The organism is Heliomarina sp. (genome assembly GCF_052826185.1).
Genome location: NZ_JBRBUI010000045.1, coordinates 600856 through 618551, shown reverse-complemented (window position 1 = coordinate 618551; position 17696 = coordinate 600856). Strand labels below are relative to the sequence as shown.

The window sequence follows — 17696 nt, the reverse complement described above, 5'->3', positions numbered from 1 at the left end:
ACACCGTTCGCCGCGTTAAGAACTGGCAATCTCACCACTCCGATCATCCCCCGATCTCCCCGCTTTCCCGGATCGCCGCAAGCACGCGATGCGGCAGCGCCGGAACCCGGGCCAGACGCGCCCCGCAAGCATGGCGGATCGCGTTCAGGATCGCCGGCGCCGTCGGGATCAACACATGTTCGCCCAGCCCCTTGGCCCCGAACGGCCCCTCGGGATCGGGCCTCTCGATCAGGATCGATTCAATCTCGGGCATGTCGCCAAAGGTCGGGATCAGGTAGTCATGCAGGTTCTCGGTACGCCCCGGAATATATTCCTCCATCAGCGCGAGCCCGAGCCCTTGCGCGATACCCCCCTCGATCTGCCCCTCGGCCAGCATCGGGTTAATGACCCGCCCCAGATCATGTGCCGCCACCATGCGGACCACCTTGACCGTGCCCAGTTCGATATCGACATCCAGCTCGGCAATCTGCGCGCCATAGCCGTAAACCGCATAAGGCGCGCCTTGACCGTTTTCGTCGAGCGCCCCGGTCGGCGGGTCATAGCTTTCTTCGGCAGAGATCACATAACCATCTGGCTGAACTTGCAAATTTGCCAGCTCAATCGCGGTATCCCGGGTGCCGTCGGTGACGCAGACACGTCCTTCGTCCAGACTTAAAGTGGCGCCCTCACCCATGTTGGTCATCGCCAGCAGCTGCGCGCGCAGCGCCGCACCGGCCAGCTGCGCGGCCTTGCCGGTGATGAATGTCTGGCGCGAGGCCGAGGTCTTGCCGCAGTCCGGCGTCAGTGCCGTATCGCCACCGATCAACCCGATCCGACCCACCGGCACCCCGAGCGCGTCGGCGAAAATCTGGGCGATCACGGTGTTCGCGCCCTGCCCGATATCCGTTGCCCCCTGATGCAGCCAGAGCGTCCCGTCGCTGCGCAAACCGGCCCGGATGGTCGACGGGTTCGGCAGCGCCGTATTCCCGCAGCCATACCAGCACGAGGCCACACCGACACCTCGCCGCACGCGCCCCTTCTGGGCATTGATAACGGCAGCGCGGGCCAAAGCCTCATCCCAATGCGGGGTCAGCGACTCGAGACAATCAGCGATCCCGACGCCGGACAATTCCTGCCCGCAGACGGTAGGTTCACCATCCTTTAACGCGTTGAGTTTACGAAATTGCAGCCGGTCGATCCCCGCCTTGATCGCCAGATCGTCAAAAAGCGTCTCCTGAAGGATCGCCGCCTGCGGTACGCCAAAACCGCGAAAGGCGCCGGAGACTGGCCCATTCGTGTGAACCGCGCGTGAGCTCGCCCGGTAGTCGCCCATAAAGTACGGCCCCGACGCATGGACCGGCACACGCACCGCCACGGTCGGCCCCCAGCTTGCATAGGCGCCGGTATTGAACTGCCCGTCGAATTCAAACCCCGAGATCCGGCCCTTGGCGTCAATCCCGGCCCTCGCGCGCATCCGCGCCGGATGGCGTTTCGTGGTCGAACTCATGCTTTCGCGTCGGGTATAGATCATCCGGGCCGGGCGTCCGGTTTTCAGGGTCACAAGCCCGATCAGCGGCTGCAAGGACAGGTCAAGTTTCGAGCCGAACCCACCGCCCGCCGCCGCCGGAATGATCCGCACGCGCTCGGGCGGCAGACCAAGCACAAGCGCCGTGTCATCGCGGTCCATCATAGGGGCCTGCGTGCAGGCCCGGATTACAAGAACATCGTCCTCCATCCAGGCGATACCGGCTTCGGGTTCGATATAGGCATGCTCCACATATCCAGTTTCCATAGCGAATTCAGCAACATGCGCGGCACTCTTCAACGCCGCCTCCGCATCGCCACGCTGCACCAGCCCGCGGATCAGGATATTGCCCTCGCGGTCCTCATGCATCCTCGGGGCATCCCCGACCTCTGCCTGATCCGGATCGCCAAGCGAAACGTCGGGCGCCCAGATCACCGGAAAATCGCCGAGACCCAGTGTTTCAATTAGCTCGGGTTCCCCCGCCAACAACGCAATGGCTTCGCCGCGCATCCGGGTATGCGACACTGCCAGCGCGGGCTGGTCGCGAAAGGCCGGGATCACGCTGAACCGGTTTTCGCCCGGGATATCGGCGGCGGTGAATACCTCAACGCCCCGCTCGGCAGCCCATGCGGCGGTATCGCCCAACGTGAACCCCGCGCTTTCATGGGGCGAGCGAATGGCCCGCACCGCCAGCATGTCCTCACGGATCATGTCAGCGCCGAACTGTTCGCGCCCGGCGACCTTGGGCACCCCGTCGAGTCGTTCGATGGCCGCACCAACAGCCTGCCCGGCCATCGGGGCCTCGACCGGGTCAGGCGCCAGTCCCGCTTCCATCACCGCCGTGACGATCTTGGCATAACCAGTGCAACGGCAAAGCACCCCGCCCAGCGCGTCCTCCACCTCGGTCCGCGTCGGCACCGGCTTGCGCGTCAACAGCGCCGAGGCGGCAACCAGCATCCCCGGCGTGCAGATGCCGCATTGCGCCGCCCCGTGACGCAGAAAGGACTGCTGAAGATTGTCCAACACCCCGTTTTCAAGGGATTCCACCGTGCGCACATCGCGCCCCACGGCCTGCGCCGCCGGGGTCAGGCAGGCGCAGACGGGCGAGCCGTCAATCAGCACCGTGCAGGCGCCGCAGTCTCCCGCATCGCAGCCAACCTTGGTACCGCGCAGACCCAGATCCTCGCGGAGCGCCTGCGACAGGCGCCGACCCGGCGCGATCTCGATCCCTGCCTCGACGCCGTTCACGATCAGCTTGGCATCCACCGCGTCCTTCATGCCGGGCTCCTCATCAGGGTCAGGTCATCCAGTACCCGCCGCAGCAGGTGGACCGCCGCCTCGCGCCGGTATTTATCGCTCGCCCGCATATCGGTGATCGGCGTTAGCGCCGAGGCGATCAGCTCCGGCTGCAACCTGTCCGGCAGACCGGCAAGCGGCGTGCCGCGCAAAGCCTCCTCGAGCGCCGCAAGCCGTGTTGCAACCGGCCCGCAAGCCCCGACCGACAGCGCGATGTCGCGGACGAACCCATCCTGCACATGCAGGCGCGCGGCGACCATTACGATTGAAATCACAAGGTATTTGCGCGCCCCAAGCTTGCTGAACCGGCTTTCCCCCTTGCCCGAGGTGTCGGGGATGCGGATTGCCGTCACCATTTCTCCGGGGGTCAACACGGTGGCGCGCGGCGCGGTCAGAAACTCGGCCAACGGTACCTCGCGAGGGCCTCCTTTCGCGCCGATTTCCACCTGTGCATCAAGGCTCAGCAGGGGCGGCACCCCATCGGCTGCGGGCGAGGCATTGCAAATATTGCCCGCCACCGTCCCCGCGTTCTGGATCTGGACGGACCCGACCTCGCGCGCGGCCTGTTTCAGCATATCGAACGCAGGCGGCAGATCGGCCGCGATCACATCGCTCCACGTGCTGGCCGCGCCGATGCGCCAGCCAGTCGCATCCTTCCCGATCCGGCGCAGCCCCTCGATCCGCGTCACATCCAGAACCGTTCCGTTCAGGCTCTGGCTTTCGGTCGCGGCGAAAAGGTCGGTGCAACCGGCGGCAATCGTCACGGGCTCGCGCGCCAGAATGCCCAGCGCTTCATCAAGTGTGTCCGGTTGCAGATAGGCGCCCAAGTCGACCTGCCTTTCCTTTTGGAGAACAGGAATTGTTCGTGTACTAACAGAAGTTGAGGCAGGTCCGCGCACCTGTCAACAATCGCGATGCGCCGACAGGGTTCATGAACGACAATAGTGATGCAACAACAGGCAGCTACCGGCTTGACGATCAGGTCGGATTTATCCTGCGTCGCGCCAACCAGCGCCATCTTGCCCTGTTTGCGCGCGATATTCCCGACCTGACCCCGACTCAATTCGCCGCACTTGCCAAGCTTTGCGAGCTGGGACAGGCCTCGCAGAATGCGCTTGGCCGGGCGACCGCGATGGACGCGGCCACGATAAAGGGCGTGATCGACAGGCTGCGCAAACGCGGTCTGGTCGCCGCCCGGCGCGACGCGGATGACGCCCGACGGGTCCATCTATCCCCCACGGATCAGGGACAACAGCTTTACGCGGCGCTCCTCCCACGCGCCCGCGAGATTTCCAAGGAAACACTGGCACCGCTTACGCCGCAAGAAGCGAACCTGTTCCTGCAATTGCTGGAAAAGCTTGCCGGGGAATAAGCGTTACATTCCCCGGGGCGAGGCCAGCAGCCAGAGACCAAAGAAGGTATAGGCCACCATAAAGATCGACAGCGGCAGCTGGCTTAACACCGCGCGGCGCGGTGTTTCAAAGGCGCGCAAGGCCAGCGCATGGGCCAGCAGGATCGCCACCACATGGCCCACAACTACCGCGCCCGCCTGTGTCAGCCATATCAGGCGCACGGTAGATTCCGTTTGCAGGAAACCGGTCGTCACATGGTAGTGGTCCATCCCCAGCAACTCGGCACCATTGCGCAGGGGATCGTTCATCATTTTCAGCACATACTGCCCGTCGACCAGAAACACCGTAAGGTAATGGGCAATGTGATAGCCCAGCGCGATCGGCAGGATCGAGGGCGCAAACAGCCGAAAGAACCTGCCCAATCCACGCTGTCCCGCAAGCCGCAACCCCAGCGCCACGGTCCCGGCATAGATCGCGATCAGCGCTGCGTTGGCCAGCAATAGTCCCCAGATCGACGATGCAACGACCGCCGAACGCCCCGGAAACTCGAGCGGATTAAGGCCCAGTAGGCCGAACCACCAAAAGGTTTCGTTCAAGCCGTCGAAACTGCCACTGCCCAGAAGAATCAGCATGAACACCGCGGCCGCATATCCCGGCACCGGCTGGCGCAGCACCTGCCAGCCCCAAAGCCCCATCGCCGCCCTCGCGCCCTTGCGACCGAACAGTCCCAGCCGCGCATAGCTGCGCATCAGCACCGTGATCGCCTCGCCGCGCAGCAACCAGCGTGGGCCGAGGATCAAACCGCCCATCAGCATGGCCAGCCAGTAAATCAGGATCACGCGGGCCAGATGATCCGGATCGGACGGGGCCAGATCGGCAAGGAGGAAGGCGTAGAAGGCGAGATAGCCAAGCACCGCGCCCCACCCCAATACCGCGCGCGGCAGATGGATCAGCGTCCTTAGCCCCAACTGGCGGCGCAGCCACAGGACAGGCACCAGCCACGGGTTCAGCCATGACCATAGATTGCCGAGCAGCCCTTGCAGGCTGACCAGCGCCAGCCACCAGAGCGTCCAGATCACCAGCGGCAGCGGGTTGCTCAGCGGATCATGCGGGCCTCTGAACCCCTCTCGGATCAGCCAGAACAGCAGCAGTGTCGAGAGCAGACCGGTGATTGCCCGTCCGCGCGGGCGCATCCTGAACAGGGCAATGGGCCGAAAAAGGCCGTGGATCGCCCGCACCGGCAGGAATACCGTCAGCAGTACGGTCAGGACGACACAACCCACCCCCGCCGCAATATAGATGTCCGTCGGCAGCAACAGTACGAATCCCTGCTCGGACACATGTGCCCGCGCCGCCGCCGGAAAAATAGCGCCAGCCAGCGCCGCGCCCGTGATCTGCCGATACCCCATGGGTCAATCTTTAGGCGGGCGTACATGACGTGGAAAGCGCCAAAGCTTGGGCAAGCACCCGGCACAGGTCGAAAACTTCCCCCCTGTCGCCTCGCTGCCGCGTTGACAGGCACAACAAATTGGCCACATCATTTGCACACAAACAATTCCGGAGGACCGATGAGCGGGACATCGTCAGGCGCCGTAGTGGGCGTGGATGTGGGCGGCACCTTTACCGACCTTGTCGAGCTTGATCCGGCAAGCGGCAGGGTGCGTCTGGCCAAAGTGCCCAGCACGCTCGACAATCAGGCCTTCGGCGTGCTGAACGCGCTGCGTGAGGCAGGTAGCGATCTGCAAACGCTTGCGCTTATCGTACATGGCACCACCACGACGACCAACGCCGTCCTGGAACGCAAGCTGAGCCGTACCGGGCTGATCACCACCGCCGGGTTTCGCGATATCCTCGAACTCGGTCGTCGTACCCGCCCGCAAGCCTATGGGATGAAGGGAGAATTCCGCCCCCTGATCCCGCGTGACCTGCGGCTCGAAGTGCCCGAACGGATGGATTGCGACGGCTTGGTCGTGACCCCTCTGGACGAAGACGCGGTGCGGCAGGCGGCGCAGCAGCTTGTCGATGCCGGTTGCGAGGCGCTCGTCATTCATTTCCTGCACGCCTATGCGAATCCGACCCATGAACAGCGCGCCGCCGAGATCGCGCGCGAGGTCTGGCCCAACGCCTATATCACCACCGGGCATTCGCTGCTCTCGGAAAGCCGCGAGTTTGAACGCGGCGTGACGGCGGCGGCTAATGCCTCGGTCCAGCCGATCATCGACCGCTATATCCGCCGCCTCACCGACGAGCTGAAATCCGGCGGCTATACACGCGACGTGCTGGTGATGAACGGCAATGGCGGCATGGTCAGCGCCGACCGCGTCGCGCTTGAGGCCGCCAAGACGGTGATGTCCGGTCCAGCCTCTGGCGTGATGGCCGCCGCCTATACCGGGCGTCAGGCGGGGATGCGCGACCTCATCACCTATGACATGGGCGGCACCTCGACCGATGTGGCGCTGATCCGCGATGCCGAACCCACCGTCTCGAACGAAATCGAGATCGAATATGCCATGCCGATCCACGTACCCATGGTCGACGTGCGCACCGTCGGCGCAGGCGGCGGTTCCATCGCGCGGGTGAACCCCGCCGGTCTCCTCGAAGTCGGCCCCGAGAGTGCGGGCGCGACGCCCGGGCCGATCTGCTACGGGCGCGGCGGCACCCTGCCGACGATTTCCGATGCGAACCTGTTGCTCGGGCGGCTCGATCCGTCACGGCTGGCTTCTGTCGAAGGCGTTTCGCTTGAGACCGTGACCGATATTTTCGAGCGCGAGTTGGGCGCGAAACTCGGTGTCGATGCCACCCAGGCCGCCGCCGCCGTGATCCGGCTCGGCAATACCAAGATGGCGGGTGCGATCCGTATGGTTTCTGTCTCGCTCGGGGCCGACCCGCGCGATTTCGCGCTCTTTGCCTTTGGCGGTGCGGGGCCGCTCCATGCCTGCGCTCTGGCGCGCGAGCTGGGCATTCCCCGCGTTCTGGTTCCCTCGCGCCCCGGCATTACCAATGCCATCGGCTGCGTCGTCGCCGATCTGCGCCATGATTTCGTGCGGACGCTGAACACGCCACTGGACGCGCTCGACCCGGCTGACCTGCACAAGGTTTTTGCCGCACAAGAGGCCGAGGGTGATGCGCTGATTGATGCCGAGAGCATCACGCTCAGCGACCGCCGCCACGTGCACAGCGTCGATATGCAGTTCATCGGCCAGACCCACCTGCTGCGCGTCCCGCTCGAGCGGCCGGATGTGGATCGCGAGACGCTGCAAGCGCTGTTCGAGGCCGCCTATTACAAGCGGTTCCGGGTCAAGCTGGACAATATCCGCGCCAATCTGGTCAATGCGAATACCTCGGTCATCGGCACCCGCGCGGCGCTGGACCTATCGACTCTAATCGACCCCGCCGGGCGCAAGGAGACGCTAACGCAGGCCGAAACCGGGCTTCGTCCGGTCTATTTCGACGGCTGGCACGACACGCCGATCTACTGGCGCGATCACCTGCCCGCCGATTTCAGCCTCACCGGCCCCGCAATCGTTCAGCAGATGGACACCACCGTCCTGATCGAACCCGGTGACCGGGCGCGCGGCGACGCGCAGGGCAATATCATCATCGAGATCGGAGCCACCGCATGAGCCAGCCCGCGCTTGATCCCATCACGCTCTCGGTCATTCAGGCCGGGCTGCAACAGGTCTGCGACGAGATGGACCTGTCCTTTTCCCGCGCCGCCTTTTCGCCGGTCATCGCCGAGGCAAATGATCGTTCCGACGGGATCTACGCCGCCGAAGACGGCGCGCTGATCGCCCAGGGCGCGGGCGGCTTGCCGGTCTTTGTCGGCACGATGCAATATTCCACCGCCACGCTGATCCGCATGATCGCCGAGGGCCGCGCGGCAGAGCCGCGGCCCGACGACATCTATATCGTCAACGACCCCTATCTTGGCGGCACCCACCTGATGGACGTGCGGTTCGCCAAGCCGTTCTATCGCAACGGTAAAATATGGTGCTGGCTCTCCAACACGGGCCACTGGCCGGATACCGGCGGCGCAGTGCCCGGCGGGTTTTCCGCCTCTGCCACCTCGGTCGAACAGGAGGGGCTGCGCCTGCCGCCCGTGCGCCTGTTCAAACAAGGCGCTCTCGACCCCGAGATCTATGCGATCATCACCTCGAACATCCGTGTCGCAGACCAGCGGATCGGCGACGTGCAGGCGCAGGCCGCCGCATTGCTGGTGGGCGAGGAACGGCTGGGAGAACTGCTCGACCGGTACGGCGACGACACGGTGGCCGGGGCCATTGCCGAGTTGCGGGATCGTGCCCGCGTCCAGATGGCCGCCTTTATCGATGCAATCGAACCGGGGAGGTATGACTCGGTCGCCTATGTCGACAGTGACGGCGTTGTGGACAAACCGCTGGCGATCAAACTTTCAGTTACCCGGCAGGGAGATGAACTGGTGTTCGATTTCTCCGGCTCTTCCGCCCCCTGCGCCGGGCCGATGAACTCGGTGCGGGCGACGACGCTCAGCTCTGTCTACCTCGCCATGCGCCATATTTTCCCCGAGGTCCCGATGAACGCGGGCGCCTTTGCCCCGCTGAAAGTCACCGGGATCGAGGGCACTTTCCTTGATGCACAATACCCCCGCCCGGTGTCGGGCTGCGCCGCCGAAGTCAGCCAGCGCATTGCCGAGGCGGTGTTTGCAGCACTTGTCCCCGCCCTGCCCGAGCGTGTCACCGCCGCGCCCGCGGGAACCAGCGGCAATTTCGCGCTGGGTGGCCATGACCCGGCGCGGGGGCGCGATTTCGTCATGTATCAGCTCTCGGGCGGAGGATACGGCGGCAATGCGGACCATGACGGGCTGGCCAACGGCTGCTCGACCATTGGCATTTCCAAGGCGCCGCCGGTCGAAATCATGGAGCAGGCCTTCCCCGTGCTCTACCGTCACTATGCCCTGCACGAAGGGTCAGGCGGCGCAGGCAAGCATCGCGGCGGGTTCGGTCTCGATTACCAGCTGGAACTGCGGCGCGGGACGGCGCGCGCCAGTTTCGTCATGGACCACGGGCGTTTCGGACCGCAGGGCGTGATGGGCGGGCGCGATGGTGCGCCCAACAAGGTCACGGTCTGGCAATCGGGTAAGCCGCACGTGCCGCCGCACCTGTCAAAGGAACAGGATATTCCGCTTGGCCCAGGGGATCGCGTGCATGTGCGCACCCCCGGTGGCGGCGGTTATGGCGATCCGTTCAAACGGGACCCGAAACTGGTGGCCGAAGACGTGCGCCTTGGCCGGTACAGCATTGATCAGGCGAAAGAATTATTCGGCGTGGCCGTGACAGCCACGGATTTCACCGTGGACGAACCCGCGACCGCCACGCTCCGCGAAAGCTAAAAGCGTTTTTGCCAGGCGTTGATGGCCTGCCCGACACGGCTGGACGGAACAAAGGCAAAGAGTTCCTCATCCCCGAGGCTTGCCGACAGGAAATTGATCCCTCCGGCCAGAGGAAGGATCACGCATTCGGGCTGAGCCGCCCCAAGGCGCGGCTTGGTCCCGTTCCGGTTGCGCGCAGCGAACTCGGCCAATCGCACGACGAGGGCCGCGTCGCCGCCCCTCTTGTCACCACTGCCTTTGGTTGGCATGAAAATCCAGGCGATAGCAAAGCCTTCGATCACCGCGAAAAAGTCCGACAGATTGCGCGGTGCTTCGGGCGTGGGCGGCTTGATGCCAGCCGCCTTGGCGAGCATTGTGGCCGAGCATCCAACAGCATCGGCTACCTCATGCTCGCTGCTGCGTTCAAAGACGAAACGGGCCGAACGTACGTCGCTTAGAACGGTATTGAGCTGACCGGCCCAAAGCTGCGCTGCTGCGCGCGGATCGACTGGCGCTACGAAATTCGGACAATCTGGCAGCCGCGTGGATACCAGTCTTCGGTTCGAAACCACGAGACGGATCAGGAGATCAGCCCCGTGAAACAGTGAGATCCGGCGCGGCATAACGGTTTCGTCAATCTCTTTCAGCAGAACGTCAAGGATTGCTTCTGCCCCGCCGTCGACAACCGAAGGCAAGCCCTGACCCGGTTCGGCAAGACGCGTCAGAGCCCGCGCGAGGCGCGAGCCGCCAGCACCGTTCTCTTCTGTCGTCGCCTTGGCCACCGGTGTCGTCATCCTATGAAAGCCTTAAATATTCCGCATCGCGCTACGCGCGCCATTTGTCAGGATCGGCAGGTCCGCCGCCGAGTGACAGACGCAGCAGATCATGTCCGACGGCACCTGATCTGAGCGTACGAAAAGCTTGATCCCGTCCGGGTGGAGTACAATGGCTTCGGTCGAGAAATCCAGCGCCATATCCGCATCCGACGAAATTGCGATGTGATCGGCCTGATCGAAACAGCGCGCCGCCAATTTGCACAGCGCGTCGAGCTTTTCCTGCGGCCACTGGTTATCGGCGCTGACCCGCAGCACAAGCCGGGTCTCCAAATCGCCGAACGCCGCGAGAGAGCAACTCTCTGTCGCGGCGCGCAATGCGTCCAGACGATCGGATACTTTCATGCGATACCTTCCTCGCGCATCGGTACTTTCATCTCTGCGATGCCTCCATCGGCGGCAAGAACGTGCCTTCGCGACGCGGCAGTCGCTCGGACCGGCTGCCATCCGACCGGACCCGGACACGTTTGGGCACGACACGCGGGCCTTCCGCTTCGTCAGGTGCGGCCACGGATTCGACGGCCTCGGGTGCGATTTCATCCTTTTCCTCGGCTTCGACTTCCGCAGTATTCAGCAGCATTTCAACCAGATGCTCTGTAAACGCCCCGGCACCGCTGGCGTTCCATGCTTCGACATCCTCGTCCGCCTGAAGCGCCGAAATCAGTGAAACCGGATAGATCGCCGCAAAGAGGTCGCCGGTCTCCTTGCGCAGCCTTGCCAAGACCCGGGCGCGGTCGCGCTCGTTGGTCAGCTTGTCGATCTGGGTCACCAGCAGCAGGCTGTCGCCCCGGATCTGGTGGCGGATCTCTTTCCATGTTGCCGCTTCGGACTGACGCCACGCCTGCGTCGCATGGGTGCACCATACCACGTGATCGGCTTCGCCCATCACCGGCTGCCAGACCTCGGAGGACATGTTGGGGTCGGAGATCCCCGGCATGTCGATGAGGTCGCAGAGGTGGAGCGTTTCGGATTCCATCGACAGGCGGATCAGCCGGGTTTCCTCAAGATCGACGAGGTCGAGATCGGCAACATCGAAAGGGATTTCGGTCCCGTCATGCCGCTGCATTACTGCGGCCTCTGGCCCGTAGGTTATCCACACAGGCGGCAGCCGCGTGGCCGTCACCTTTGTCGGCAGCGGGCTGGCCCCGAGCAGCAGGTTCGACAGCGTACTCTTGCCGGCGCTGAATTCCCCCATAAGGGCCAATCGGGGCTTGCGTTCGGGCATGTCGTCCATTCTTGGCAGTCCTCTGTCGTGTCAGGCGGCGTATTGGGTCAGGGTGTCGAGCGCATGCTGAAGCTGGCTCTGACGCTGTGCCTGTTCGCCATCGACAAACAGCTTTTGCAGATCGCCCGGACGGGTCTGTCCGGCGCATAGCCCGTCAAGAATATCGCTCTGCTCGGCGAGGAATTCGTCAAGCGCGGCAAGCGCGGCATCGCGCACCTCGGCGGTCTGGACCGATTTCAACTGGACCATGAAATCCTCTGTCTCGGCGGCGATAAGCAGCTGAAATTTCGAGGCAAAAGCCTTGTAACCGCGCGTCCGGCGCCACCAGGACTTCCACCAGCCATCCCGAAAGTCGAGCGCGATGGTCTGCCCCAAGGCGACCGGTGCGGGTGTCTCCGGGGCCATTGGCACGCTCATCTGGATACCGCCGACCGCCGATCCGAAGGCCGCGAAATACAGCTCGGCCATATCCTCGACCACGGACTCAAAGCAGGTGTTGGTCAGCGTCTGCGCGCGCGTTCCAAAGACGGTAAAGGCCGAGCGAAGCAGCATCCGGAGCCCCGTCGGGCTGTATTCCCAAAGCTCGTTTTCGCCGTAGCTTTCCAGATGGCTGATCAGCGAATGGGTCGCGCGCTGGATAAAGGTGGCATGGGCGCGGTCTGCCCGGCTTTGGTAATTCTCGATCAGTGCCGAGAATTCGCGGCGCAGGTTCTCGCGGTGGCGCTGCGCGATGGCCTCAAAACGCTGTCGCGCCTCGGCAGGCGCAAGAGTTTCCTCGCCCGACTGCCCCTCGATCGTGATGGTTTCGGCGACTTTCAGGCTGCTGGCAACCGTCACGGCGGAATTGGCCACCTTGGCAAGCAACGCCTCGCCGCTTTCCGACACGATCCGTTCCGAAATCAGGCGAAACAGCGCGGGCACACCGGATAGCTCCCAGATCATCTCGGCCGGGGACCCGTGGGATTCGCTGCCGTCGAGTGCAACATCCGCATAGTTCAGCAAGGCGTCAGAGCTGAGCTGGGACATGTTCTGCAACCCGCCCGATAGCACTTTGTTGGCCCAGTAGGCGCTGCCGAATACAATCTCGGCCTCGGTTGGGCCGTTCTGGTCAATCAGGGTCTGGCGGATGCTCGCCTCGATCTCGGGGATTTGCTCACCGGGGTTCTGCAATTCGTCGATGCGGTTGACAAAGATCAGCACGTCGCGGGATTTCAGGTTCGAAATCAGTCGGATAAGCCCCATGTCAACCGAGGTCAGCGCCTGATGCGCCGACAGCACAACGACGCATAGGCGGCTTTCACGGATCGCCTGAATGGTCACCTGCTCACGCATCATAAAGGTGTCGTTGACGCCGGGCGTGTCACGCAGGCACATGCGGAACGGAACTGTTTCGCAGTTCAGATACAGGTCGGCCGAGCGGGTGATATCGGCAAACCGGCCCTGGTCTTCGTCCGTGTCACCATCGCCGAATTCAATATCGAAATCATCGCCCAAGCAAATGTAGCGTTCGACGAGGTTCTTGTCGAAAAAGCCGTATTCGTGTTCCTGCCCCAGAAGCAGTTCGAACTTGCGGCCCAGACGCTTGCGCGATTTCTCCCGCATGGCCTCGATCTGTTCGCGGATCTGTTCCAGCTCGCTCTCGGCCCCTGCCCGCCCGGCGAGTTCACCGATGCGACCGCCCTTGGTCAGCAGCCGGTCCCATTCATCCTCGGTCATGAACTTGAATCGTGCGCCGATTTCCGAGCGCGCGCTGCCCGGTGTCAGGTGAAGCGAAGTGACCACCGATGTCCACGGGTTCACGTCCGACGGCAAAAGATCGGACCAGCCCGCCATGGCATTGACCAGCGAGGTTTTGCCCGATTTGACCTGTCCCAGAAGCGTGATCGAAGGTTCGAACTCGGCCAGTTGACGGCGCATCCGATCAACGGAACGATTGCCGTTTTCCCCAGCCAGTTCAGACAGGTCATCTAGCGCCTGCCCAAGCTGGGCAATCCGGTCGGAAAAATCCGAAAGTTCTTCGAGACCGGCACCGAGAAAGTCCGATCGTTGCGTCCCGCGGAGCTTTCTGGCCGAGTCGAAACTGGTGGGACTATTCATTACATTGCCTTGCTTCATACAGTATGGCGTTGATCTTTCAGGGTTTCCCCCTTTTGCGCGAACCTCCCCAGCTCTCAGTCTCAGCCCTTTTCGTTACGAAACTATGTTTGAAATGAGGCCTATCCGAGGCAGGGCCTTAGGACTGTTTCGGCGCGCCCGCCGCGTGCGCGATTTCCTTTTTGAGTTGCAACAAGAGCGTGACCGCATCCACAGCCGCATCTTCATCCCGTTCCAGCTGGAAGAGCAGCATCATTTCGGCGCTGTCTTCGGTATCAAGTTGCAGATCCTGCGCCATCAGGTCGCGCGGGTCGGTCGCCTGGAGCATCTCGGCAAGGCGGTTGGCCGACTCCACGCATTTGTTGAGGATTTTCTCGGCCTGCGGCTCTTTCTGGTTGGCATATTCGGCCAGCATGTCATTGGCGCAGTCCTGCAGCAGCTTGAGCGCGCTCTCCAGGGTCGGGTCCTTGCTGCCGGGCTTGACCGCGGCAGGGCGCACATCGGCGTTGCTCGCGGGCAGGTTTACGATCCGGTCTGCTTCACGCACGAACTTGTTCAGCAGCATCTGCGCCTGATCCATGTCCGCAGTACGGCCGTTTTCGATCTGCTGGGACACGCCGGACATCAGTTGTTCGCCGCCGCTCGATTTCCACAGCGCATGGTTGAGGTTCGGACCAGCAGTGCGCGCGGTGATCGCCTGTTCCGTGGCAATCGGGTAAAGGCAGAGGAACTCCTCTGAAACAATGGGCTCCAGCTCTTCGATACGCTGTTGCAGCACCCCGCGCATCATCTGCCGGTCGGCCATCGTCAGAACGAGAAAGCTGTGATCCTTGATATCATCCGGCACCCCGGCCCAAAGCCGTTGTTCGGTTTCGTCAAAGCTCTCGGTACACCACAGGACGATATCGGCCCATTGGGTGATCCAGTTGACCATCGAGGCCTGATGGCCCGCGTTATCGCTCAGCCCGACTTCGACGAAATTCTGACGCAACAGGGAATCGTCATCAAGTTCCAGCCGGGCGCGCACCGTGTTTTCCGGTACGTCACGTGCCTGGAATTCGCCGCTGCGCCGAATGCAGGTGCCATCGTCAAGCTCGAACAGGGAGCGCGGCTTGAGACCATGCGCGATTTCGATCACCGGAATATCCTGTACCCTCGGGATCGCCTGTTGGCCAAGCAACATGTTGATCAGGGCGGACTTGCCGCTGCCGTGCATGCCGACCACGGCCACCTGAACCGGCTTGCGCAGATGATCAAGAAGCCGGGTGCCCCACTGGTGCCATTCACTCGGAAAGACATCACCTTCGAGCGCGGATTGCAGACGTTGAACGACGGGCTCTAAAGGATGGCTCATCGTCACGCGGATTTCTCCATCGACAGCCGATAGGTCATCACGTTCCGCGAGTCTGCCTTGGATGAACTGGCCATGAAAGCGAACCCGTTTCGGTTGCGGATGACGCGCTGTTCAGTGCCCTGCATGGCGCCGACAGAGACGGTCGGCTCTTCGAGTGCTTCGCGCTTTTCGCTGACACGGATGACGCAGACCGAGATATTGTCCTGATCGGGGTCGTCGAGCGCCTCGATTTCACGCAAGAGCACGGTCCCGATTTCGGCGCTGCTCCGGTCGGCATGGGCCGCAATCAGATTAGAGATCTCCTGATCCGCAAGGAATTGCAGGCCGTCGCTGGCGACAACGATGATATCGTCGGGATAAAGGCGGACGGGCTCCGCCGGGCAGTCGATCTGCGCGATTGGGCCACCGATCAGCACCGAGGTCAGGCAGTTGCGATCCGGGTGCAGCGCGCCCTGCCGTGAATCCAGAAGCCCGTTATCGACCATGTAATTGATCTGCGGGCCCATTGAATGGTCTTCGTTCAGTCGGGAGAGCTGACCGTCGCGGAATAGGTAAAGCGGTGAATCTCCGACGGAAATCCAGTGCAGGCTGTCCCCCATAAGAACAGGGGCGACCAGCGTGGTGCCCATGCCTTCGGTTTCAGGGTTCTGCTCGGCATGAAAGCGGAGGCATTCGTTTGCCCCAAGCACGGCGTTGCGCAGGATGTCTCCGATACCGGTCAGACACTCCGGGTCCCCGCCATTGAATTTCAGCTCGCTGAAAACTTCGGTGACGGCGATCTTGCTCGCGATATCACCGGCCGCATGGCCGCCCATTCCATCGGCAAGGACGGCAAAGCCCATTCCGACACCAACCGGGAAATCACAGGCGATTGAATCTTCCTGATATTCCCGACGTCCCCGGCTTTGCGCCGAGGCCGCCTCGTAGCTCAGCTCAGCCAAAGGATACATGTCGCGGTTTATCCTCTTGAGATGCGGTCCAGTCGAAATCCTTGCCACAGAGGGCCACGAAACGCAGCGTTGTCTCGCCGATCCGGATCAGGTTGCCGGTGTCGAGCTCTTCGGTGCTGAGCACGGGGCGGTTATTGAGACGCACGAGGTTCGCCTTGCCGCCATGCCCAAGGTAGAATTTCCGGCTTTCCGCGTCATAGGCGACGGCCGCGTGATTGGCCCGCGAGATCGAGTTGTCGCCGAAATCCAGACGTACGGCCTGATCTTCGCCGCGACCGATCTGTGCGACGCCGTTTTGCAGCGTAAAGCAGGTGCCGCGTCCGGGGCCGTTCACGATAATCAGCCAGCCGACCGGGAATTCCGCCTGGGTTGAACGAGGCGCCGGGCTTTCGGCAAAGGGATCAGCCGCCTGGGTTTCGTTGTTGCTGAACCCGAGGAGCCGGGTTTTGACACGACCTGCGCGACGCGATGCGCGTCCAGCCGCAGGGGCCGGAACATCGACCGGTGAGGCTTCTGCCACAGGTTCCGCGACTTTCGGCTGTTCAGGCACTGCGCGGCGCAGGCGGGGCGTTTGCGGGGCTTCGGCGGCTTCACGCGGCGCGGGCGCACGTACGGGCCGCGGTATGGCGCCGGTCCAGCCTTTGTCCATCGGGGCGCTGGCCTGCTCTTCTTCGTCGTCGTATTCGGGTTCCTGCACCTTGGCTTCCATCGCGGCAAAGCGGCGCAACAGCGCAACCCGGCGCTCTTCATCGGTGCTTTGCGGCGCAACCTTCTCGAGGACGGGCTCGGGCTCAACCTCTTCCGCAACAAGCAGAGGCTCGGAGGGTTCTTCCTCCTCCGCGAAGGCTTCCATCTCTTCGGGTTCATCCTCTGTGTCGAACGCGTATTCCGATGTCTCTTCCTCGGCAGCAGCCTCGGCTTCCTCACGCTGGGCAGAGAGGACAGACATGATGCCCGCATTTAGGGCACTGTCGTCTTCTTCATCGAGTTCGGGTTCGAATTCATCCGCTTCGAATTCAAGCGTCTCGTCAGCCATCTCGGCTTCGATCCCGGCGGGCTTTTCGACGGGGGCTTCCTCGGCTTCGGCGTAGGCTTCCTCTTCTGCAAAGGCTTCCTCTTCTGCAAAGGCTTCCTCTTCTGCAAAGGCTTCTTCTTCCGAAATGCCGCCCTCTTCCACGAGGCTCATCTCTTCCTCGGGCTCGTCATCGGTTGCGGCGACGATCCGGTCGAGGGTACGGGTGAACTCGTCCTCGGCCTCTTCGAGGTCGTCCACCTCTTCGTCGAACACGTCGAAATCGTAGTCTGCGTCTTCCTGACCGGCGTCATCCGCATGATCAAGATCGCTGAACAGGCCCTCTTCCGGCTCTTCGTCGGTTTCCTCTACTTTCGACGCGGCGACTTCCGGCGCAGCGACGTCTTCAATCTCTTCGATGGCTTCGGCGGGATACTCTTCTTCCCGGATCACATCTTCCTCGACCGTGGGAGCCTTTGCAGCAGGGGTATCCCGGAGCATACCGCTCAACCGGGCCGCATCGAATTCGAAGGAGTCTATGTCGCGGCGGGTAACCTTGTCGCGTGGAACCAGGTCCTGCTCCCGGTCGCGCATCACGTCGGATAGCGGCGCGATGAATTCATCAGAGAGGACAAGCGTAGATTTCGCCTTTCCCGTACTGTTCTGCCCGCCGGCCGCGGCCTGCGCACGTTTTTCAGAAATAATGTCTCGAATGAATTTCATGCTTCG

General features: G+C 62.8%; 13 protein-coding genes. 3 read left to right on the top strand and 10 right to left on the bottom strand.

All coding sequences use genetic code 11. The features are described from left to right. Positions 1-43 precede the first annotated feature (43 nt). Positions 44-2782 carry a molybdopterin-dependent oxidoreductase gene (locus ACU0FH_RS15250; RefSeq protein WP_446195498.1) on the bottom strand — a complete coding sequence of 913 codons (2739 nt, stop codon included), beginning with the start codon at positions 2780-2782 and terminating at the stop codon, positions 44-46. Next, positions 2779-3627: an FAD binding domain-containing protein gene (locus tag ACU0FH_RS15245; RefSeq protein WP_446195496.1), complete on the bottom strand. Its 849-nt coding sequence runs from the start codon at positions 3625-3627 to the stop codon at positions 2779-2781. The genes ACU0FH_RS15250 and ACU0FH_RS15245 overlap by 4 nt, the downstream gene beginning before the upstream one ends. 104 nt (positions 3628-3731) lie before the next feature. Here ACU0FH_RS15245 and ACU0FH_RS15240 point away from each other — a divergent pair, with 104 nt between their 5' ends. Then, entirely contained in the window at positions 3732-4172 is a 441-nt protein-coding gene (locus tag ACU0FH_RS15240; protein WP_446195495.1) for a MarR family winged helix-turn-helix transcriptional regulator, read from the top strand. A gap of 3 nt (positions 4173-4175) precedes the next feature. Here ACU0FH_RS15240 and ACU0FH_RS15235 read toward each other — a convergent pair whose 3' ends face one another. Next, positions 4176-5561, bottom strand: a complete 1386-nt coding sequence (locus ACU0FH_RS15235; RefSeq protein ID WP_446195494.1) for a hypothetical protein — start codon at positions 5559-5561, stop codon at positions 4176-4178. A gap of 159 nt (positions 5562-5720) precedes the next feature. Here ACU0FH_RS15235 and ACU0FH_RS15230 point away from each other — a divergent pair, with 159 nt between their 5' ends. Together ACU0FH_RS15230 and ACU0FH_RS15225 are read left to right on the top strand one after the other, a co-directional pair. Next, on the top strand, positions 5721-7775 hold the full coding sequence (locus ACU0FH_RS15230) for a hydantoinase/oxoprolinase family protein (protein WP_446195493.1): 2055 nt from the start codon (positions 5721-5723) through the stop codon (positions 7773-7775). Continuing rightward, positions 7772-9520: a hydantoinase B/oxoprolinase family protein gene (locus ACU0FH_RS15225; protein WP_446195491.1), complete on the top strand. Its 1749-nt coding sequence runs from the start codon at positions 7772-7774 to the stop codon at positions 9518-9520. Before ACU0FH_RS15230 ends, ACU0FH_RS15225 begins: the two co-directional genes overlap by 4 nt. Here ACU0FH_RS15225 and ACU0FH_RS15220 read toward each other — a convergent pair. From ACU0FH_RS15220 to ACU0FH_RS15190, 7 genes are all read right to left on the bottom strand, one after another. Continuing rightward, positions 9517-10293 (bottom strand): hypothetical protein, encoded by a 777-nt coding sequence (locus ACU0FH_RS15220; RefSeq protein WP_446195490.1) that lies wholly within the window; start codon positions 10291-10293, stop codon positions 9517-9519. The two genes, ACU0FH_RS15225 and ACU0FH_RS15220, sit on opposite strands and share 4 nt — an antisense overlap. Before the next feature lie 12 nt (positions 10294-10305). Next, positions 10306-10677: a hypothetical protein gene (locus ACU0FH_RS15215; RefSeq protein ID WP_238368984.1), complete on the bottom strand. Its 372-nt coding sequence runs from the start codon at positions 10675-10677 to the stop codon at positions 10306-10308. A gap of 28 nt (positions 10678-10705) precedes the next feature. After that, on the bottom strand, positions 10706-11566 hold the full coding sequence (locus ACU0FH_RS15210) for a dynamin family protein (RefSeq protein ID WP_446195489.1): 861 nt from the start codon (positions 11564-11566) through the stop codon (positions 10706-10708). Between the two features lie 21 nt (positions 11567-11587). Continuing rightward, on the bottom strand, positions 11588-13654 hold the full coding sequence (locus tag ACU0FH_RS15205; protein ID WP_446195487.1) for a dynamin family protein: 2067 nt from the start codon (positions 13652-13654) through the stop codon (positions 11588-11590). 136 nt (positions 13655-13790) lie between these two features. Then, positions 13791-15005 carry a hypothetical protein gene (locus ACU0FH_RS15200; RefSeq protein WP_446195486.1) on the bottom strand — a complete coding sequence of 405 codons (1215 nt, stop codon included), beginning with the start codon at positions 15003-15005 and terminating at the stop codon, positions 13791-13793. A gap of 2 nt (positions 15006-15007) precedes the next feature. Then, positions 15008-15955: a PP2C family protein-serine/threonine phosphatase gene (locus ACU0FH_RS15195; protein WP_446195485.1), complete on the bottom strand. Its 948-nt coding sequence runs from the start codon at positions 15953-15955 to the stop codon at positions 15008-15010. After that, a complete protein-coding gene (locus ACU0FH_RS15190; RefSeq protein ID WP_446195484.1) occupies positions 15939-17690 on the bottom strand; it encodes an FHA domain-containing protein in 1752 nt (583 codons plus the stop codon). The genes ACU0FH_RS15195 and ACU0FH_RS15190 overlap by 17 nt, the downstream gene beginning before the upstream one ends. Positions 17691-17696 lie beyond the last annotated feature (6 nt).